The sequence below is a fragment of the Pseudomonas sp. QLc11A genome, from assembly GCF_052112305.1.
In the GTDB taxonomy this organism is placed as follows: Bacteria; Pseudomonadota; Gammaproteobacteria; order Pseudomonadales; family Pseudomonadaceae; genus Aquipseudomonas; species Aquipseudomonas laurylsulfatiphila.
Window position 1 is genome coordinate 178,820 of record NZ_JAVAJJ010000012.1, and the last position, 17,872, is coordinate 196,691.

The following is a 17,872-nucleotide window of genomic DNA, read 5'->3' on the forward strand; positions in this document are numbered from 1 at the left end:
ACCGACTTAGATCCAGTGTGGGAGCGGGCTTGCTCCGGGCGGCGATCCGACGAAGGCGGCATCACAGGCACCGCATCAATCAGTGCCGACATCACCTCGATAGAACAACGAATAACCGACCTGCCCCACCGCCTCGTTCATCAACTGCCCGCTCTGCCAGATCGCCTTGAATTCCGGCATCCAGCCACCCAGCGGCCGCGAATTATCGCCGCCCAGAAACCCTACCGGCGCCGGCACCACCTCAAAACCGGCCTTGCGAAAACTCCAGGCCGCCCGCGGCATATGCCAGGCCTGAGTCACAAGCACGACTCGCTTGATGCCCTGGGGAAGCAACAGCTCGGCGCTGAACTGCGCATTTTCCCAGGTCGTGCGGCTGCGCCCTTCCTGCCAGCGCACGCTCAAGCCAAAATCGTCACGCAAAGCGTCAGCCATCATCTGCGCCTCGCTGGGCGGCGTGCCGTAATGCAGGCCGCCGCTGGTCAGTACCGGCAATCCGGAAGCCTTGGCCAGCCGCGCGGCAAAGCGCTGGCGCTCCAGACCGACGCCCGTGGGCTGGTCGGCGCCCCAGGCCACGTCACCGCGCTCGCGCCCCGAACCGAGGACCACGATCGCATCCGCACGCTGCCCCAGGACTGCCCATTCACTGCGGGCAAGCGGCGGCTCCCGCTCGAGCAGGCCGGCAGCCCACTGGACAACCACCGGCAGGCTCATCAGCCAGAAACCACCCAGGCCCAGAGCAAAGCACGCACCGGCAAGCCTCGGCCTTGAGCGGCGCAACCACCAGGCGAGCAAAAGCAGCAGCAATAGAATGCCGGGCGGCAATAGAAGTTGTTTTACGAAATAACGGAACGGCATCGAGCATCTCCTGGAGATGCCCGAAGCCTAAGTGGGTTGGCGCAATGCGACAATCAATATGGAAGGACTATGCTTCAAAAACTCATGGAGCATGGCACCGTGTCCTATTTGAACTGCAAAGACCGGACCTTTACCGCGTCTCTGCCGGGAACCTTGTCCTTGAGCCAGATGATCTTGGCTGAACGTGGTGCGTCGAGTTGCTTTACCGCTTCTGACAAGCATCCGTGCGTCTCACGTTCGCTGCGATCCAGATACGCCTTGACCAGTGCAAACTCTGCGGGGCTCAGGCCGCGCAGTTCCAGCTCCAGAGGGCGTTCGTCGCGCAACCGGCCAGCGGTCCTTGCCGCTTCCAGGGCCAAGGCCAAACGATCGATCAGCCTTTCGTATAGCTCCGGTTTTGTAGCTTTTTGCTGTGACTCAACCATCCCTCACCTCATTGGAAGATATGACCTACTCCCCAGTTAGAGCTTAGCTTCCATGAACAAACCGGCTGAACGCCGCGACCAACGGCCCTCGCAGCGGTTTTCGCAGGACGTGTGGCAGCAATCAGGGTTTCCCTCGGTAGAGCGCGGTCATGTATGCTACGGCGCTTCCTGTAACTCCACTTCCAGCTCGGCTGGCCAGCGAAAACGCCAATGAGGCGGCTTCAACGTCCAGCGTTGCATTGAAGAGGATTAGGCCACCCCTATTCAGTTCAAAAGTAGCCATGCACGAACAATATCAGCCCCGTGAAATCGAAGCCGCCGCCCAGTCGTTCTGGGACGAGCAAAAGTCCTTTGAAGTCAGTGAACAGCCAGGCAAGGAGACGTACTACTGCCTGTCGATGTTCCCTTACCCCAGCGGCAAGCTACACATGGGGCATGTGCGCAACTACACCATCGGCGACGTGATCTCCCGCTACCAGCGCATGCAGGGCAAGAACGTTCTGCAACCGATGGGTTGGGACGCCTTCGGCATGCCGGCGGAAAACGCCGCGATGAAGAACAACGTAGCGCCCGCCAAGTGGACCTACGAAAACATCGCCTACATGAAAAGCCAGCTGCGCAGCCTGGGCCTGGCGGTGGACTGGTCGCGCGAAGTGACCACCTGCAAGCCCGATTACTACCGCTGGGAACAATGGCTGTTCACCCGCCTGTTCGAAAAAGGTGTGATCTACAAGAAAAGCGGCACCGTTAACTGGGACCCGGTCGACCAGACCGTCCTGGCCAACGAACAGGTGATCGACGGTCGCGGCTGGCGTTCCGGTGCACTGATCGAGAAGCGCGAAATTCCGATGTACTACTTCAAGATCACTGCCTACGCGGATGAACTGCTGGAAAGCCTCGACGAACTGACTGGCTGGCCTGAGCAGGTCAAGACCATGCAGCGCAACTGGATCGGCAAATCCCGCGGCATGGAAGTGCAGTTCCCGTACAACGTCGACTCCATCGGCGAAACCGGTGCACTGAAAGTCTTCACCACCCGTCCGGACACTTTAATGGGAGCGACTTACGTCGCCGTGGCCGCCGAACACCACCTGGCCACCCTCGCGGCACAGAACAATCCCGAGCTGCAAGCGTTCATCGCTGAATGCAAAGGCGGCAGCGTGGCTGAAGCCGACGTCGCCACCCAGGAGAAAAAAGGCCTGCCGACCGGCCTGTTCGTCGAGCATCCGCTGACCGGCGAAAAGCTGCCGGTATGGGTCGCCAACTATGTGCTGATGCATTACGGTGATGGCGCGGTAATGGCGGTTCCGGCCCACGACGAGCGCGATTTCGAATTCGCCCACAAATACAACCTGCCGGTCAAATCGGTCGTGCGCACCAGTTCCGGTGACACCAACCCCGCGCCATGGCAAGACGCCTACGGCGAGCACGGCACGCTGATCAATTCCGGCGAGTTCGACGGCCTCGACTTCGCGGGCGCCTTCGACGCCATCGAAGTCGCGCTGATCAAGAAAGAACTGGGCGCCTCGCGTACCCAGTTCCGCCTGCGCGACTGGGGCATCAGCCGTCAGCGCTACTGGGGCTGCCCGATCCCGATCATCCACTGCTCCACCTGCGGTGACGTGCCGGTACCTGAAGATCAACTGCCGGTCGTGCTGCCGGAAGACGTGGTGCCGGATGGCGCCGGTTCGCCACTGGCGCGCATGCCCGAGTTCTACGAGTGCAGCTGCCCTAAATGCGGCTCACCTGCCAAGCGCGAAACCGACACCATGGACACCTTCGTCGAGTCCTCGTGGTACTACGCCCGCTACGCCTCGCCACACTTTGAAGGCGGCCTGGTGGAAAAATCGGCGGCCGACCACTGGCTGCCGGTTGACCAGTACATCGGCGGTATCGAACACGCGATTCTTCACCTGCTGTACGCGCGCTTCTTCCACAAGCTGATGCGCGACGAAGGCCTGGTGAGCTCCAACGAGCCGTTCAAGAACCTGCTGACCCAGGGCATGGTGATCGCCGAGACGTACTACCGTCGCGAAGCCAACGGCGCCTACACCTGGTTCAACCCGGCGGACGTCGAGCTGGAGCGCGACAGCAAGGCCAAAGTGATCAGCGCCAAGCTGATTGCCGACGGCCTGCCGGTGGAAATCGGCGGCACCGAGAAGATGGCCAAGTCGAAGAACAACGGCGTAGACCCACAGTCGATGATTGACCAGTTCGGTGCAGACACCTGCCGCCTGTTCATGATGTTCGCCTCGCCACCTGACATGAGCGCGGAATGGTCCGACTCCGGCGTAGAGGGCTCGCACCGTTTCCTCAAGCGCGTCTGGCGTCTGGCTCAAGCGCACGTCACCCAGGGCCTGCCGGGCAAACTGGACGTCGCCAGCCTGAATGACGAGCAGAAAGCCGTTCGTCGCTCGATCCACCTGGCCATCAAGCAGGCCAGCCAGGACGTCGGCCAGAACCACAAATTCAACACCGCCATCGCCCAGGTGATGACGCTGATGAACGTACTGGAGAAAGCCGCACAAGGCACCGAACAGGATCGCGCACTGGTTCAGGAAGGCCTGGAAACCGTGACCCTGCTGCTCGCCCCGATCACACCGCACATCAGCCACGAGTTGTGGCATCGACTGGGCCACGCTGATCCTGTGATCGACGCCGGTTGGCCGGTGCAGGACGACAGCGCACTGGTGCAGGACAGCCTGACGCTCGTCATCCAGGTCAACGGCAAGCTGCGTGGTCAGATCGAAATGCCGGCCAGTGCCAGCCGTGAAGAAGTCGAAGCCGCCGCCCGTGCCAACGAGAACGTCCTGCGCTTCGTCGACGGTCTGACCATTCGTAAAGTGATCGTAGTGCCCGGGAAACTGGTCAATATCGTCGCCAGCTAATTGGATCAGGCGCCAGGTGAGCCTGGCGCCGAGTAAAACCTTTCGGGCCGCTTGATCGGCCCACATGGTTTCAAGGGGAGCAACAAGATGATCAAACGCAATCTGCTGGTGATGGGCCTCGCGGTTCTGCTGAGCGCCTGCGGTTTCCAGCTGCGCGGTACCGGCACCAACCAACTGGCGATCAAAGAACTCGACCTGAGCGCCCGTAACGCTTATGGCGAAACCGTGACCCAGTTGCGTCGGGTACTGGAAGGTAGCGGCGTCAAAGTCTATACCGGCGCACCGTACAAACTGGTGCTGACCAATGAGCAGGAAAGCCAGCGCATCCTCAGCTACGCAGGCGCCAGCAGTACGGGCGAGTACCAGCTCACCACCGTGCTGAACTACGACATCCGTGGTCGCGGTGATCTGCCATTGTTGAGCGACAAGCTTGAAGTGCAGAAAGTCTTTATGCACGACGGCAGCAATCTGGTGGGGTCCGACCAGGAAGCCGCAACAGCCCGTGCGGAAGGCCGCCGGGAAATGGTTCAACGCATGATGCTGCGTCTGGAGCAACTGACCCCCGGCCAACTGGATCAGTTGCAGCAGACTGCCGAAGCCAAGGCCAAGGCTGACGCCGCGGCACTGGAAGCGGCAAAAAAGGCTGAAGCGGAAACCCCGCGCCAGTCGCCTGTCGAACTGCCGCAGCAGTAAGACTTACGGGGCGCTCAGGCGCCCCGTTCGCCCTCTCTTATGAAGCTCGCCCCCGCCCAACTCGCCAAACACCTGCAAGGCGCCCTTGCGCCCGTCTACATCATCAGCGGCGATGATCCGCTGCTGTGCCAGGAAGCGGCCGACGCCATCCGCACTGCTGCCCGTCAGCAGGGATTCGATGAACGCCAGGTTTTTGCCGCCGACGCCAATTTCGACTGGGGGACCTTGCTGCAAGCCGGTGCCAGCATGTCGTTGTTCGCCGAAAAGCGCCTGCTGGAACTGCGCCTGCCTTCCGGCAAACCCGGCGACAAAGGTGCCGCCGCGCTTATCGAATATTGCTCGCGCCCGGCCGACGACACCGTGCTGCTGATCAGCTTGCCGAAACTCGATGGCAGCGCACAGAAAACCAAGTGGGGCAAAGCGCTGGTCGAAGGACAGCAGACTCAGTTCGTACAGATCTGGCCAGTCGACGTCGCCCAGTTGCCCAGCTGGATCCGCCAACGCCTGTCCCAGGCCGGGCTATCCGCCAGCCAGGACGCTGTTGAGCTGATTGCAGCACGGGTCGAGGGCAACCTGCTGGCCGCTGCCCAGGAAATTGAAAAGCTCAAACTGATGGCCGAAGGGGGTCAGATCACGGTTGAAACGGTGCAGGCGGCGGTGGCCGACAGTGCGCGCTTCGACGTGTTTGGCCTGACCGATGCGGTGCTCAATGGTGAAGCGGCCCACGCATTGCGCATGCTCGAAGGCTTGCGCGGCGAAGGCGTCGAGCCGCCGGTGATTCTCTGGGCCCTGGCCCGGGAGCTGCGACTGCTGGCCAATATTTCCCTGCAATACAGCCAGGGGACGCCGCTGGACAAGGCCTTCAGCCAGGCCAAACCGCCAGTCTGGGACAAACGTAAACCGTTGATGAGCAAAGCACTGCAACGCTACTCGGCACAACGCTGGGCGCAACTGCTGCTGGAAGCGCAACGCATCGACGCGCAGATCAAGGGCCAGGCGGCGGGTTCGCCGTGGATGAGCTTGAGCCGGTTGACGCTGTTGATGGCCGGGCAGCGCTTAGCCCTACCCGCTGAATAACACCGCCCCCTGTAGGAGCGAGCTTGCTCGCGAAGCACCTGAGGGCAACGCGTTAAATCAGAAACTCTGGTGTTATCGTTAACGACCATCGCGAGCAAGCTCGCTCCTACAGAGAGCGGCGCTTTTTCTGATACTCACCGGGACTGGACAGCCCCCAAACTTCGGCCGATGATTTGCCGCGCAAAATCCACTCACTTGCGAGAAATCATCATGAGCAAAAAGCCATCAACGCATGGCCCCAACAAGGCCAAATCCATCATCGCCCAGCCATTGTTCCGCAGTCGCCAGGAACGTCCCGCCAAGGGCAAAGGCAGTTATCGCCGCGAAGCCTTCCAGTCTGACAACTGGGAGGCTTCTTACTTTCTGGCTGCGTAAAGCAGAACCCCCCTTCAACATGTTAAGGTCTGTACCTGATTCGTACTCCCTGGACCCGTGCATGCCCTTTTGTCTTCCCCGTCGTTGGCACCTACGCCAACTGATCGCTGCCTCCAGCCTTGTTTTGCTTGTCGCCTGTGCGGAAAAACCGACCGCAGCCGACGCTCAGCCGCTTCAGACGCTTCCTGTCGCCACCGCCCCGGCGGTTGTTCCGCCTGTGGTTCCGACGGGTGAGAACCTCGACATCCAGCCAACCCAGACCTTCGCCGAATGGCAGGCGGGTTTCCGCAAGGATGCCCTGGCCGCGGGTATCCGCGCCGATCTGTTTGATCGCGCTTTCGCCAATGTCAGCTTCGACCCCAGTGTGATTCGTGCCGACCGCAGCCAACCGGAATTCGCAAAGCCGGTGTGGGAATACCTCGATGGCGCCCTGTCGCCGCTGCGGGTACGTAAAGGCCAGTCGCTGGTCAACCAGTACGCGGACATCCTGCAAAGCATCGAGCAGCGTTATGGCGTTGATCGTCAGGCGCTGGTGGCTGTGTGGGGCATGGAAAGCAATTTTGGCCAGTTCCAGGGCAGCAAGTCGGTGATCAACTCACTGGCGACCCTGGCCTATGAAGGCCGTCGCCCAGGTTTCGCCCACGCACAATTGATTGCCGCCCTGCAAATCCTGCAACAAGGCGATATCGAGCCCGAGAGGATGCTGGGATCCTGGGCCGGCGCCATGGGCCAGACCCAGTTCATCCCGACCACCTACAACACCCATGCCGTGGACTTCGATGGTGACGGGCGGCGCGATATCTGGAGCAGTTCGGCCGACGCCCTGGCGTCTACCGCGCACTACCTGCAGAGTTCTGGCTGGCAGAGAGGCCAGCCATGGGGCTTTGAAGTCCAGCTGCCGAGCGGGTTCAACTACCTGCTGGCCGACGGCACGATTCGCAAGAGCGTCGCTGAATGGCGGCAATTGGGCATTACCCTGCCCAACGGTGGCCAGGTCCCGGCCGGCTCCGAGCAATTGTCCGCAGCCCTGCTGCTGCCGGCCGGTTACCGTGGCCCGGCGTTCCTGGTGCTCGATAACTTCCGGGCGATCCTCAAGTACAACAACTCGTCGTCCTACGCCCTGGGCGTGAGCCTGTTGTCCGAACGCTTCAATGGTGCGGGCTTGATCAGTGGCACGTGGCCAAAGGATGACTTGCCACTGAGCCGAACCGAGCGGATCGAGCTGCAAAACCTGCTGAGCGCGCAAAACTACGACGCTGGCACCGCCGACGGGATCATTGGCGCCAACACCCGCAAGGCGATCCGCAGCGCCCAGCAGTCGTTTGGCTGGCCAGCGGATGGCTATCCGACGCACAAGTTGCTGGAAGGGTTGCGTAACCGATAGTTTGTCGTATGGCTGGAACCGCTTTCGCGAGCAAGCCCGCTCCCACATTGATTTTGTGGCGCTCACAGATCAAATGTGGGAGCGGGCTTGCTCGCGAAGACTGAGTACCAGGCAACGAACATCTAACGTTTGGTCACCACATCCTGCTCCAGCATCAACTCCTTGTTCCCGGCATCCAAGCGCACCAACGCCCCCATGGGCAGCGTCAGATTCGGGTCGCAATGCCCGCTTCGCCACCCGGACAACACCGGAATCTTCAATGGCGCGAAGGTCTGCTTGAGCAACCTGTCCAGCGCGGCCACCTCCACTCCCGCCACATCTCCGACCAACACACCGCGCAGTTTGTGCAACGTACCCGCCAGGCGCAGTTGGGTCAGCAACCGGTCGATGCGATACAGCGGCTCGTTGATGTCCTCGATCAACAGAATGACGCCCTCGGCATCAATCTCGTAGGGCGTGCCCATGGTCGCGGCGATCATGGCCAGATTGCCTCCGAGCAAGCGCCCATGAGCCACGCCCGGCTCGATCGTGGTCAGTGGATAGGCCACCGGATGCGCCAGCACCGAGCCCGCCCTCACCTGCCCGCGCAGCATGTTGAAAAAGGAAGACTCCGTTGGTATTTGCTTGCCACCCAGCAGGTCGGCATTGAGCAATGGACCATGAAATGTCACGAAGCCGGCATAACGACTGATCGCCAAATGCACGGCAGTGATGTCGCTGTAACCGATGAATGGCTTGGCATTGTCGCGCAGCAATTGGAAATCGATGCGATCAAGCAGCCGGGGCGTGCCGTAACCTCCGCGCAGGCAGATGATGGCATCGACTTCACGATCCGCGAACGCAGCGTGCAGGTCATTGAGCCGCACGTCGTCGCTGCCGGCCAGGTAGCCGTCTTTCTCGTAGACCCCGGGAAACACTTTCAGTGAGTAACCTCGGGCACACATCCATTGCACCGCCTTGTCGGTGTCCAGCGTCGCGGGACCGGCGGGTGCGATAACGCCGATCATGCCTTCCGACGGCAGTGCCGGGACGGGAGCATGGGGGCAAAGGGTGTGGGTCGGTCGAGCGGTCATTCGTGAATCTCCCTGCGTAAACACGTCAGCACACAGTAGTCAGGAACGGGGACAAACTGAAGAGGGTCAATCGCCCCGCAGGTTGCAGGAAAAAGCGGCCAGTGCCGTAGGCCGGGCAAAAAAACGCCCGCAAGGCTGAACACCGTGCGGGCGTTTTTCATTTGCGTGCGCAGATCAGGACGACATCAGCTCGGCCTTGACCAGCTTGGCCTGCTCGTCGGCGTGATACGAGGAGCGTACCAACGGACCCGAGGCAACGTTCTTGAAGCCCATCTTGTAGCCTTCCTCGGCGAACCAGGCGAAGGTGTCCGGGTGCACGAAGCGTTGCACCGGCAAGTGACTGCGGGACGGTTGCAGGTACTGGCCCAGGGTCAGCATGTCGATGTCGTGCTCGCGCATGCGCTTCATGACTTCGATGACTTCTTCGTCGGTCTCGCCCAGGCCCAGCATCAGCCCGGACTTGGTCGGAATGTGCGGCATCATCTGCTTGAAGCGTTGCAGCAGGGTCAACGACCACTGGTAGTCCGAACCCGGACGCGCAGCCTTGTACAAGCGCGGCACGGTTTCCAGGTTGTGGTTGAACACATCCGGCGGCTCGGCGGCAGTGATTTCCAGGGCGATGTCCATGCGGCCACGGTAGTCCGGAACCAGGGTTTCGAGCTGCACGTTCGGCGACAGCTTGCGGATTTCGCGGATGCAGTCGGCAAAGTGCTGGGCGCCACCGTCGCGCAGGTCGTCGCGGTCCACCGAGGTGATCACCACGTACTTCAGGCGCAGGTCGGCAATGGCGATGGCCAGGCTTTCCGGTTCGTTGACGTCCAGTGGCTTCGGACGGCCGTGGCCGACGTCGCAGAACGGGCAACGACGGGTGCAGATGTCACCCATGATCATGAAGGTCGCAGTGCCGCCCGAGAAGCACTCGCCCAGGTTCGGGCAGGAAGCCTCTTCGCACACGCTGTGCAGCTTGTGCTTGCGCAGCAGGGCCTTGATGCGGTCGACTTCCGGCGAAACCGGGATGCGCACACGAATCCAGTCCGGCTTCTTCGGCAGTTCGGTGGTCGGAATGATCTTCACCGGGATACGTGCAACCTTTTCGGCGCCGCGCAGCTTGACGCCGGCTTCAACCTTGGGACGCGGGGCCGGGCGCTCGGTGACATCGAGCGTCGGGATCATGGTTTGCACTGCATCAGTAGTCATATCAGTCGATTCCGCCCGTGAGGGTCGTCTGCTCAGCATAGTCGAGGTGTTTGACGAGCTGCGCGCGCAGCCGGGCACTTACCTCGGCAAATTCAATCGATCCTGCGTGATCGCTCAGCTGGGTCATCGCCAGCCCGGCGTAGCCGCAGGGATTAATCCGTCGAAACGGTTCCAGGTTCATGTCCACGTTCAAGGCCAGGCCATGAAAGGAACAACCGTGGCGGATCCGCAGACCCAGGGAGGCGATTTTCGCCCCGTCGACGTAGACACCCGGTGCATCGGGCTTGGCCGCGGCGGTGACACCGTAGCTGGCCAGCAGCTCGATCAGGCATTGCTCCATCCGGCTGACCAGATCGCGCACGCCAAACCCGAGCCTGCGTACGTCCAGCAGCAGATAAGCCACCAACTGGCCGGGGCCGTGGTAGGTCACCTGCCCCCCACGGTCGACCTGCACCACCGGAATGTCACCGGGAAGCAGCAGATGTTCGGCCTTGCCGGCCTGGCCCTGGGTGAACACCGCCGGGTGCTCCACCAGCCAGACCTCGTCGGCAACATCGGTGCCGCGTTCGTTGGTAAAGCGTTGCATGGCATGCCAGACCGGCTCGTAAGCCATCTGGCCGAGCTCGCGAAAGCCCAGCGTGCCGGACATCACAACACCATGTGCACGAAACCGGTGGCCCGCAGTTCGCTGTTGATGTTGTACAGCTGATCCTGGTCGGTCGCGACGATGTGCAACTGAATGGTGGTGTATTTGCCGTTGCTGCTCTGGCGCTCGTCAATACGCTCGTCGTTGATCTTGGCGTGCTTGCTGACGATGTCGATGATTCTGTCCTTGTTGCCCACGCCGGTGTCGCTGATCACCTTGACTGGATAATCAGTGGCAGGGAATTCGATCTTTGGCGCCTTTACTTCGGTATCGGTCATGGCGTAACGGCCTCATAAGCGTAAGCCGTGGCGACGGCAAAGCCCCGCGCCGGATCAGCACGGGGTTTTGCAGGAGCACACTATCAGTTGAACAAGCCGTAGAAGAATAGACGGATGCTATCCCACATGCGACGGAAGATACCACCCTCTTCGACGCCATCCAGAGCGATCAGGTCGGCGCTGTGCACTACCTTGTCTTCCAGTTTGACTTCGACTTTACCGATCACGTCGCCCTTGGCGATTGGCGCAATCAGTTGCGGGTTCATGGTCATGCTGGCGGCGAGCTTTTTCAGCTGGCCTTTTGGCAGAGTCATGGTCAGGTCTTCAGCCAGACCGGCCTTGATCTGGTTGGTGGCGCCTTTCCAGACCGGAGCCTGGGCCAGTTCGGTGCCCTTCTGATAGAAGGTCTGGGTTTCGAAGAAACGGAAACCGTAGGTCAACAGCTTCTGGGTTTCGGCGGCACGGGCCACTTCGCTGTTGGTGCCGAACACCACGGCGATCAGCCGCATGCCGTCACGTACGGCCGAAGACACCATGCAGTAGCCGGCTTCGTCGGTGTGACCGGTCTTCAGGCCGTCGACAGTCTTGTCGCGCCACAGCAGCAGGTTACGGTTGGGTTGCTTGATGCCGTTCCAGAAGAACTCTTTCTGCGAGTAGATCGCGTAGTGAGCCGGGTCTTCGTGGATGATCGCGCGGGCCAGCACAGCCATGTCGTGAGCCGACGAATAGTGCTCAGGATTCGGCAGACCGGTCGGGTTCATGAAGTGGCTGTTGGTCATGCCCAGGTCAGCCACGGTCTTGTTCATCATGTCGGCGAAGGCGTCTTCGCTGCCGGCGATGTGCTCGGAGAGCGCGACGCTGGCGTCGTTGCCCGACTGGATGATGATGCCGTGCAGCAGGTCGCTGACAGTGACTTGCGAACCCACCTTGATAAACATCCGCGAACCACCGGTGCGCCAGGCGTTTTCGCTGACGGTCACCGGGTCGTTTTCACCGATCTGGCCACGACGGATTTCCAGGGTCGCAATGTACGCGGTCATCAGCTTGGTCAAGCTGGCCGGTGGCAGACGCTGGTCACCATTGTTCTCGACCAGCACGTTGCCGCTGCTGGCATCCATGAGCACGTAGGCCTTGGCAGCCAATTGTGGTGGCGAAGGCATCATCTCGGCCGCAAAAGCAGCGGGTGAGAGAAGCAGCGGGACTAACAGGAACAGGCGTTTGGCAAAGGTGGTGATGTTCATCCGTCTCTCGAAATCGCTAATGGAAACTGCCCGAGGGCAAAACTAATCAGATGACTTTCTAACGAGTCATCGCGTGTTCAGTTGCTCACTCTGTAACCCTTGCCGGGCTTTTGTTCTTCAACGAGCCAACAACCTGATTCACCCCCCAATCGCTGGTGAATCGTCAATCAAGTTCTACGTGTTGCTTACTCCGTGACCACACTTGGCGAACCAAGGTTGGCCAGGCGTACGCTGTTCTGTACCTGGGCAATTTCACCCGGCGAACCGATCGGTCCCATGCGCACCCGATGCAGGGTCTGCTGATTGCGCACGATCGAGCTGATGAACACCGGAGCGCTCACCATCCCGCTGAGCTTCGACCTCAGCAGTTCTGCAGCGTCCGGGTTGGCGAACGCGCCCACCTGCAGATACTGGCCAGAGGCTGGTGCAGAAGCGTTTTTTTTTGCGTCGGCAAGTTGAACAGGGACGACGGCGGCGGCGTGTTGCTGCGGCGGAGGTGTCCATTGCTCGACGGTGCCGGCCGAAGCCGTGATCACCGGGGCGCTATTCTGCGCGACTTTCGGTTCGTTGAGCATTAATGGTGCCGGACGGCCCTTGGCAGCCCACCATTGCTGTGGATCGATGCCTTCGACCTTGACCCGTGCGGTACCGGTTTCAGCGTAGCCGAGCTTCTTGGCGGCCGCGTACGACAAGTCGATGATCCGGTCGGAGTAGAACGGCCCACGGTCGTTGACCCGCAGGATCACGGTCTTGTTGTTGTCCAGGTTGGTCACCCGAACGTAACTTGGCAGCGGCAAAGTCTTGTGAGCGGCACTCATGCCGTACAGATCATAGACTTCGCCATTGGCGGTGTTCTGGCCATGGAATTTGGTGCCGTACCAGGACGCCGTACCCGACTGCACGTAGGTCCTGGACTCTTGCAGCGGAAAGTAGGTTTTGCCCAGTACCGAGTACGGGGCGGCCTTGTACGGGCCGGTGTGCAGGGTCGGCGTGGCGTCCGGGATACGCGACACATCGACGTCCCACCACGGCGCGCCATCCTTGTGGGCACGGTTGATGTCCAGCCCCGGCGTCGCGCGTACGGCGGTGGTGGACTTCGGGGCCGGCGCGCGGCTGGTCGAACAACTGGCGACCAGCACTGCCAACGCGGCGCATGCCATCAGCTTCAGGGGTTTATTGATAGGCAATGCCCGCATTACTTGACGCCCCGTGCTTGGACCAGCTGTTCAGACAGTTGATGTACGGCCATGGCGTACATCACGCTGCGGTTATAACGCGTGATCGCGTAAAAATTCTTCAGGCCCATCCAGTACTCGGGGCCATTGTCGCCTTCCAGGCGGAAAGCAGTAACCGGCATATCATCGCGCAGCGCATCATGACTTGACCACCCCAGGGCTCGCAACTCCCCGACGGTTTTCGTCGGTTCGATTCCTGTGGTCAAACCTTCGTCAACCTGATCGCCACGGACATCGGCGCGGCTGACCACCGGTTCGCCGGCGACCCAGCCATGACGCTTGAAGTAACTGGCGACACTGCCAATGGCATCGTCCGGGTTGGTCCAGATATTGATATGGCCATCACCGTCGAAATCCACCGCATAGGCGCGGAAACTGCTCGGCATGAATTGCGGCAAGCCCATTGCGCCAGCGTATGAGCCTTTGAGCGTCAACGGATCGACCTGCTCTTCGCGGGCCAGCAGCAGGAACTCACGCAATTCCTTGCGGAAAAACTCGGCACGGGGAGGATAGTCGAAACCCAGTGTCGACAAGGCATCGATCACCCGGAAATTTCCGGTATTACGGCCGAAAAAGGTTTCAACGCCGATGATCGAGACAATCACCTGGGCCGGCACGCCGTACTCCTGCTCGGCACGCGCCAGCACCGCTTCGTGCTGACGCCAGAAGTCCACCCCGCGGGCTATGCGCGCATCAGTGATGAACATCGGGCGATACTCGCTCCACTGCTTGACCCGTTCGGCAGGTTTCGAGATGGCGTCCAGAATCGACTGCTTGCGCTCGGCTTCGCGGAACACGCCCATCAATTGTTCACCGGCGAAACCGTAGTCGCGGGTCATTTCACCGACGAATTCGGCCACCTGGGGTGACCCTTCGTAGTCGCCGGCCAACGCTTCCTGCCCGCTGCCAAGGATGCTTACCAGGCTGACCCATGGCGCATATCGAGTCGCCCAGCCACGCATTACTTGCATTGAAAATTTCACCTTATTCAAACCTGCGCGATCCACTTGCGATGGGTATGGATCGACATCAAAACCCCAAACGCTGACAGCAGCGTCACCAGCGAAGTTCCTCCGTAGCTAATGAACGGCAACGGCACCCCCACCACCGGCAACAGGCCACTGACCATACCGATGTTGACGAAAACATAAACAAAAAACGTCATGGTCAGGCTGCCCGCAAGCAACTTGCCGAACAATGTCTGCGCCTGGGCAGTAATCACCAGACCGCGGCCAATCAACAGCAGGTAGATCAGCAGCAACGCACAGATCCCCACCAGGCCGAACTCTTCACCCAGTACGGCAATGATGAAATCGGTATGGCTTTCCGGCAGGAAGTCCAGGTGCGACTGGGTGCCCAGCAACCACCCCTTGCCGAACACACCACCGGAGCCGATGGCGGCCTTGGACTGGATGATGTTCCAGCCCGTACCAAGCGGATCGCTCTCCGGGTCGAGGAATGTCAGGATTCGCTGCTTCTGGTAGTCGTGCATGATGAAGAACCACATGGCAATCGCCACGGGAACGGCGGCAGCCAGCACGGTGAGGATCCAGCGCCAGCGCAAGCCACCCATGAACAGCACGAAAGCGCCGCCGGCCAGGATCAGCAGCGAGGTGCCAAGGTCCGGTTGCCGCACGATCAGAATGAACGGCACGCCGATCAGCATCAGACTCACGCCCACGTGTTTGAGCTGGGGCGGCAAGGTGCGCTTGGACAAATACCAGGCAATGGTCGCCGGCATCAGGATCTTCATGAACTCCGAGGGCTGGAAGCGGATCACCCCGGGAATGTTGATCCAGCGGGTAGCGCCCATGGCGTTGTGGCCCATGATGTCCACCACCAGCAACAGCATCACCCCGACCACGTAGCCCAGCGGCACCCAGCGCGCCATGAAGCGCGGCTCGAACTGGGCGATGACGATCATCGACACCAGGCCGATGCCGAACGAAGTGGCCTGCTTGCCCAGCAGATCCCAGCTCTTGCCGCTGGCCGAATACAGCACGAACAGGCTGCCGGCGGCGAGGGTCAGCAGCAGGATCAGCAGCGGGCCGTCGATGTGCAGGCGTTGCAGCAGCGTCGCACGGCGACGCATCACATCCTCACTGGAGAGCATGCGATCGAAGTTATTCATCACGGGCGGTAGCCTCTGCACTGATAGGGCTGGCGTATTCGGGCTTCAACCGACCGTCCTGGTCCAGGAGCCAGGCATCCATGACTTGGCGCACCACTGGCGCAGCGACACCGGAACCGGACTCGCCGTTCTCGACCATCACCGACACCACGATTTTCGGATCGTCGGCCGGCGCGAAGCCGACGAACAAGGCGTGGTCGCGATGGCGCTCCTGAACCTTGGAACGGTCATACTTCTCACCCTGTTTGATCGCGACCACCTGGGCCGTACCCGACTTGCCGGCGATTCGGTATTGCGCGCCGATCGAGGCTTTGCGCGCCGTACCACGGGCACCATGCATAACCTGCTGCATGCCGTGGTTGACCTTGGTCCAGTCCGACGGGTCGCGCAGGATGATGTCCGGCATCGGATTCTCATCCACCGGTTTCACACCCTCGATGGTCTTGGCCAGGTGCGGACGATTCCAGATGCCTTTGTTGGCCACCAGTGCGGTGGCCTGGGCCAACTGCAACGGAGTCGACTGCATATAGCCCTGGCCGATCCCCAGAATCAGCGTCTCGCCCGGGAACCATGCCTGGCGACGGGTCGCACGCTTCCATTCGCGGGACGGCATCAACCCCGGCGACTCTTCGAACATGTCCAGGGAGACTTTCTGGCCAATGCCGAACTTGGTCATGTACGCCGACAACCGGTCGATCCCCAGCTTGTGCGCCAGATCATAGAAGTAGGTGTCGTTGGAACGCATGATCGCTGTGTCGAGGTCGACAAAGCCATCGCCGGTACGGTTCCAGTTACGGTATTTGTGATCGTAGTTGGGCAGCATGTAGTAACCGGGGTCGAACACTCGGCTCGACGCTGTCACCACGCCAGCATCCAGACCGGCAATCGCCACCGCCGGCTTGATGGTCGAGCCCGGCGGGTACAGGCCACGCAGCACGCGGTTGAACAGCGGCCGATCGATGGAATCGCGCAGCTCGGAATAGGCCTTGAAACTGATGCCGGTGACGAACAGGTTCGGATCGAAACTCGGTTGGCTGACCATCGCCAGCACTTCGCCGGTTTTCGGGTCCAACGCGACCACCGCGCCACGGCGACCACCCAGCGCAGCCTCGGCGGCCTCCTGCAATTTGATGTCCAGGCTCAGGACGATGTCTTTGCCGGGAATCGGATCGGTACGCTTGAGCACGCGCAGCACGCGGCCCCGGGCGTTGGTCTCGACTTCCTCGTAACCCACCTGGCCGTGCAGCTCGGGCTCGTAGAAGCGCTCAATGCCGGTTTTGCCAATGTGGTGGGTGCCGCTGTAGTTGACCGGGTCCAGCGACTTGAGTTCTTTCTCGTTGATCCGCCCCATGTAACCCACCGAGTGCGCAAAGTGCGCGCCCTGCGGGTAGTGACGAACCAGTTGCGCGACTACTTCCACACCAGGCAGGCGGAACTGGTTCACGGCAATCCGGGCGATCTGCTCTTCGGTCAGCTCGAACAGGATCGGCACTGGCTCGAACGGTCGGCGCCCCTGACGCATGCGCTTCTCGAAGATCACCCGATCCTCGGGCGTCAGCTCCAGCACTTCGACGATCACGTCGAGCACTTGCCGCCAGTCGCCGGACCGCTCGCGGGTCATGCTCAGGCTGAAGCTGGGCCGGTTATCGGCGATCACCACGCCATTGCGGTCGAAGATCAAGCCGCGGGTCGGCGGAATCGGCTGCACATGGACACGGTTGTTTTCCGACAGGGTCGAGTGGTACTCGTACTGGATCACCTGCAGAAAATACAGGCGCGCAATCAACACGCCAATCAGCGCCACCACTGCAATGGCCCCGAACACGACGCGGCCACGCACCAGACGGGCGTCTTTTTCGTGGTCCTTGATGCGGATCGGCTGGGTCATGAGAGGGCAGAACTACTTGTGGTAAGGGTGACCGGACAGCACGGTCCAGGCACGGTACAACTGTTCGCCGATCAGAATCCGCACCAGCGGGTGCGGCAAGGTCAGCGGCGACAACGACCAGCGCTGGTCAGCCCGGGCACAGACTTCCGGCGCCAGCCCTTCGGGGCCGCCGACCATGAAGTTGACGGTGCGCGAGTCCAGCCGCCAGCGATCGAGCTCGACCGCCAGTTGCTCGGTGCTCCAGGGCTTGCCATGGACTTCGAGGGTGACAACGCGCTCGTTCGGCCCGACCTTGGCCAGCATGGCTTCGCCTTCCTGACGGATGAAGCGGGCCACGTCGGCATTCTTGCCACGGGTATTGAGCGGTATTTCCACCAGTTCCAGCGCCAGTTCGGACGGAAGACGCTTGGCATATTCATGCCAGCCTTCTTCCACCCACTTGGGCATGCGTGAACCGACGGCGATCAGTCGCAGTCGCACAGCGGT

17 protein-coding genes are annotated in these 17,872 nt (G+C 61.0%); 5 read left to right on the forward strand and 12 right to left on the reverse strand.

Annotation, left to right across the window (positions count from 1 at the left end; all coding sequences use genetic code 11):
- Nucleotides 1–75: 75 nt before the first annotated feature.
- Nucleotides 76–855 carry a YdcF family protein gene (locus tag Q8X48_RS18610; protein WP_407800982.1) on the reverse strand — a complete coding sequence of 260 codons (780 nt, stop codon included), beginning with the start codon at nt 853–855 and terminating at the stop codon, nt 76–78.
- A 104-nt stretch (nt 856–959) separates the two neighbouring features.
- Entirely contained in the window at nt 960–1,280 is a 321-nt protein-coding gene (locus tag Q8X48_RS18615) for a hypothetical protein (RefSeq protein WP_015096967.1), read from the reverse strand.
- 281 nt (nt 1,281–1,561) lie between these two features.
- Here Q8X48_RS18615 and leuS point away from each other — a divergent pair, with 281 nt between their 5' ends.
- From leuS to Q8X48_RS18640, 5 genes are all read left to right on the forward strand, one after another.
- Entirely contained in the window at nt 1,562–4,168 is a 2,607-nt protein-coding gene (gene leuS, locus Q8X48_RS18620; protein ID WP_407800981.1) for a leucine--tRNA ligase, read from the forward strand.
- An 87-nt stretch (nt 4,169–4,255) separates the two neighbouring features.
- Nucleotides 4,256–4,861 carry an LPS-assembly lipoprotein LptE gene (locus Q8X48_RS18625; protein ID WP_407800980.1) on the forward strand — a complete coding sequence of 202 codons (606 nt, stop codon included), beginning with the start codon at nt 4,256–4,258 and terminating at the stop codon, nt 4,859–4,861.
- Between the two features lie 39 nt (nt 4,862–4,900).
- Entirely contained in the window at nt 4,901–5,938 is a 1,038-nt protein-coding gene (gene holA / locus Q8X48_RS18630; protein WP_095965715.1) for a DNA polymerase III subunit delta, read from the forward strand.
- A gap of 210 nt (nt 5,939–6,148) precedes the next feature.
- A complete protein-coding gene (gene arfA / locus Q8X48_RS18635; RefSeq protein WP_015096971.1) occupies nt 6,149–6,313 on the forward strand; it encodes an alternative ribosome rescue factor ArfA in 165 nt (54 codons plus the stop codon).
- A 61-nt stretch (nt 6,314–6,374) separates the two neighbouring features.
- Nucleotides 6,375–7,697 carry a lytic murein transglycosylase gene (locus Q8X48_RS18640; protein WP_407800978.1) on the forward strand — a complete coding sequence of 441 codons (1,323 nt, stop codon included), beginning with the start codon at nt 6,375–6,377 and terminating at the stop codon, nt 7,695–7,697.
- A gap of 122 nt (nt 7,698–7,819) precedes the next feature.
- Here the strand turns inward: Q8X48_RS18640 and Q8X48_RS18645 are convergent, their stop codons facing one another.
- From Q8X48_RS18645 to rlmH, 10 genes are all read right to left on the reverse strand, one after another.
- Nucleotides 7,820–8,770 carry a S66 peptidase family protein gene (locus Q8X48_RS18645; protein WP_407800976.1) on the reverse strand — a complete coding sequence of 317 codons (951 nt, stop codon included), beginning with the start codon at nt 8,768–8,770 and terminating at the stop codon, nt 7,820–7,822.
- Nucleotides 8,771–8,944: 174 nt separating this feature from the next.
- Nucleotides 8,945–9,943 (reverse strand): lipoyl synthase, encoded by a 999-nt coding sequence (gene lipA, locus Q8X48_RS18650; protein ID WP_162130289.1) that lies wholly within the window; start codon nt 9,941–9,943, stop codon nt 8,945–8,947.
- A 25-nt stretch (nt 9,944–9,968) separates the two neighbouring features.
- The gene (gene lipB, locus Q8X48_RS18655) at nt 9,969–10,616 is read right to left on the reverse strand and encodes a lipoyl(octanoyl) transferase LipB (protein ID WP_007975880.1); all 648 of its coding nucleotides are present in this window, start codon (nt 10,614–10,616) and stop codon (nt 9,969–9,971) included.
- Nucleotides 10,616–10,891, reverse strand: coding sequence for a DUF493 domain-containing protein (locus tag Q8X48_RS18660; protein WP_007975882.1), 276 nt, complete (start codon nt 10,889–10,891; stop codon nt 10,616–10,618). Before Q8X48_RS18660 ends, lipB begins: the two co-directional genes overlap by 1 nt.
- An 83-nt stretch (nt 10,892–10,974) precedes the next feature.
- A complete protein-coding gene (locus Q8X48_RS18665) occupies nt 10,975–12,132 on the reverse strand; it encodes a D-alanyl-D-alanine carboxypeptidase family protein (RefSeq protein WP_126047734.1) in 1,158 nt (385 codons plus the stop codon).
- Nucleotides 12,133–12,317: 185 nt separating this feature from the next.
- The gene (locus Q8X48_RS18670; protein WP_407800973.1) at nt 12,318–13,328 is read right to left on the reverse strand and encodes a septal ring lytic transglycosylase RlpA family protein; all 1,011 of its coding nucleotides are present in this window, start codon (nt 13,326–13,328) and stop codon (nt 12,318–12,320) included.
- Nucleotides 13,328–14,338: a lytic murein transglycosylase B gene (mltB, locus tag Q8X48_RS18675; protein WP_407800971.1), complete on the reverse strand. Its 1,011-nt coding sequence runs from the start codon at nt 14,336–14,338 to the stop codon at nt 13,328–13,330. The genes Q8X48_RS18670 and mltB overlap by 1 nt, the downstream gene beginning before the upstream one ends.
- Before the next feature lie 17 nt (nt 14,339–14,355).
- On the reverse strand, nt 14,356–15,459 hold the full coding sequence (gene rodA / locus Q8X48_RS18680) for a rod shape-determining protein RodA (protein WP_049810841.1): 1,104 nt from the start codon (nt 15,457–15,459) through the stop codon (nt 14,356–14,358).
- Between the two features lie 31 nt (nt 15,460–15,490).
- Entirely contained in the window at nt 15,491–17,386 is a 1,896-nt protein-coding gene (gene mrdA / locus Q8X48_RS18685) for a penicillin-binding protein 2 (RefSeq protein ID WP_015096978.1), read from the reverse strand.
- A 12-nt stretch (nt 17,387–17,398) separates the two neighbouring features.
- Nucleotides 17,399–17,866, reverse strand: a complete 468-nt coding sequence (gene rlmH / locus Q8X48_RS18690) for a 23S rRNA (pseudouridine(1915)-N(3))-methyltransferase RlmH (RefSeq protein ID WP_007937439.1) — start codon at nt 17,864–17,866, stop codon at nt 17,399–17,401.
- Nucleotides 17,867–17,872: the final 6 nt, after the last annotated feature.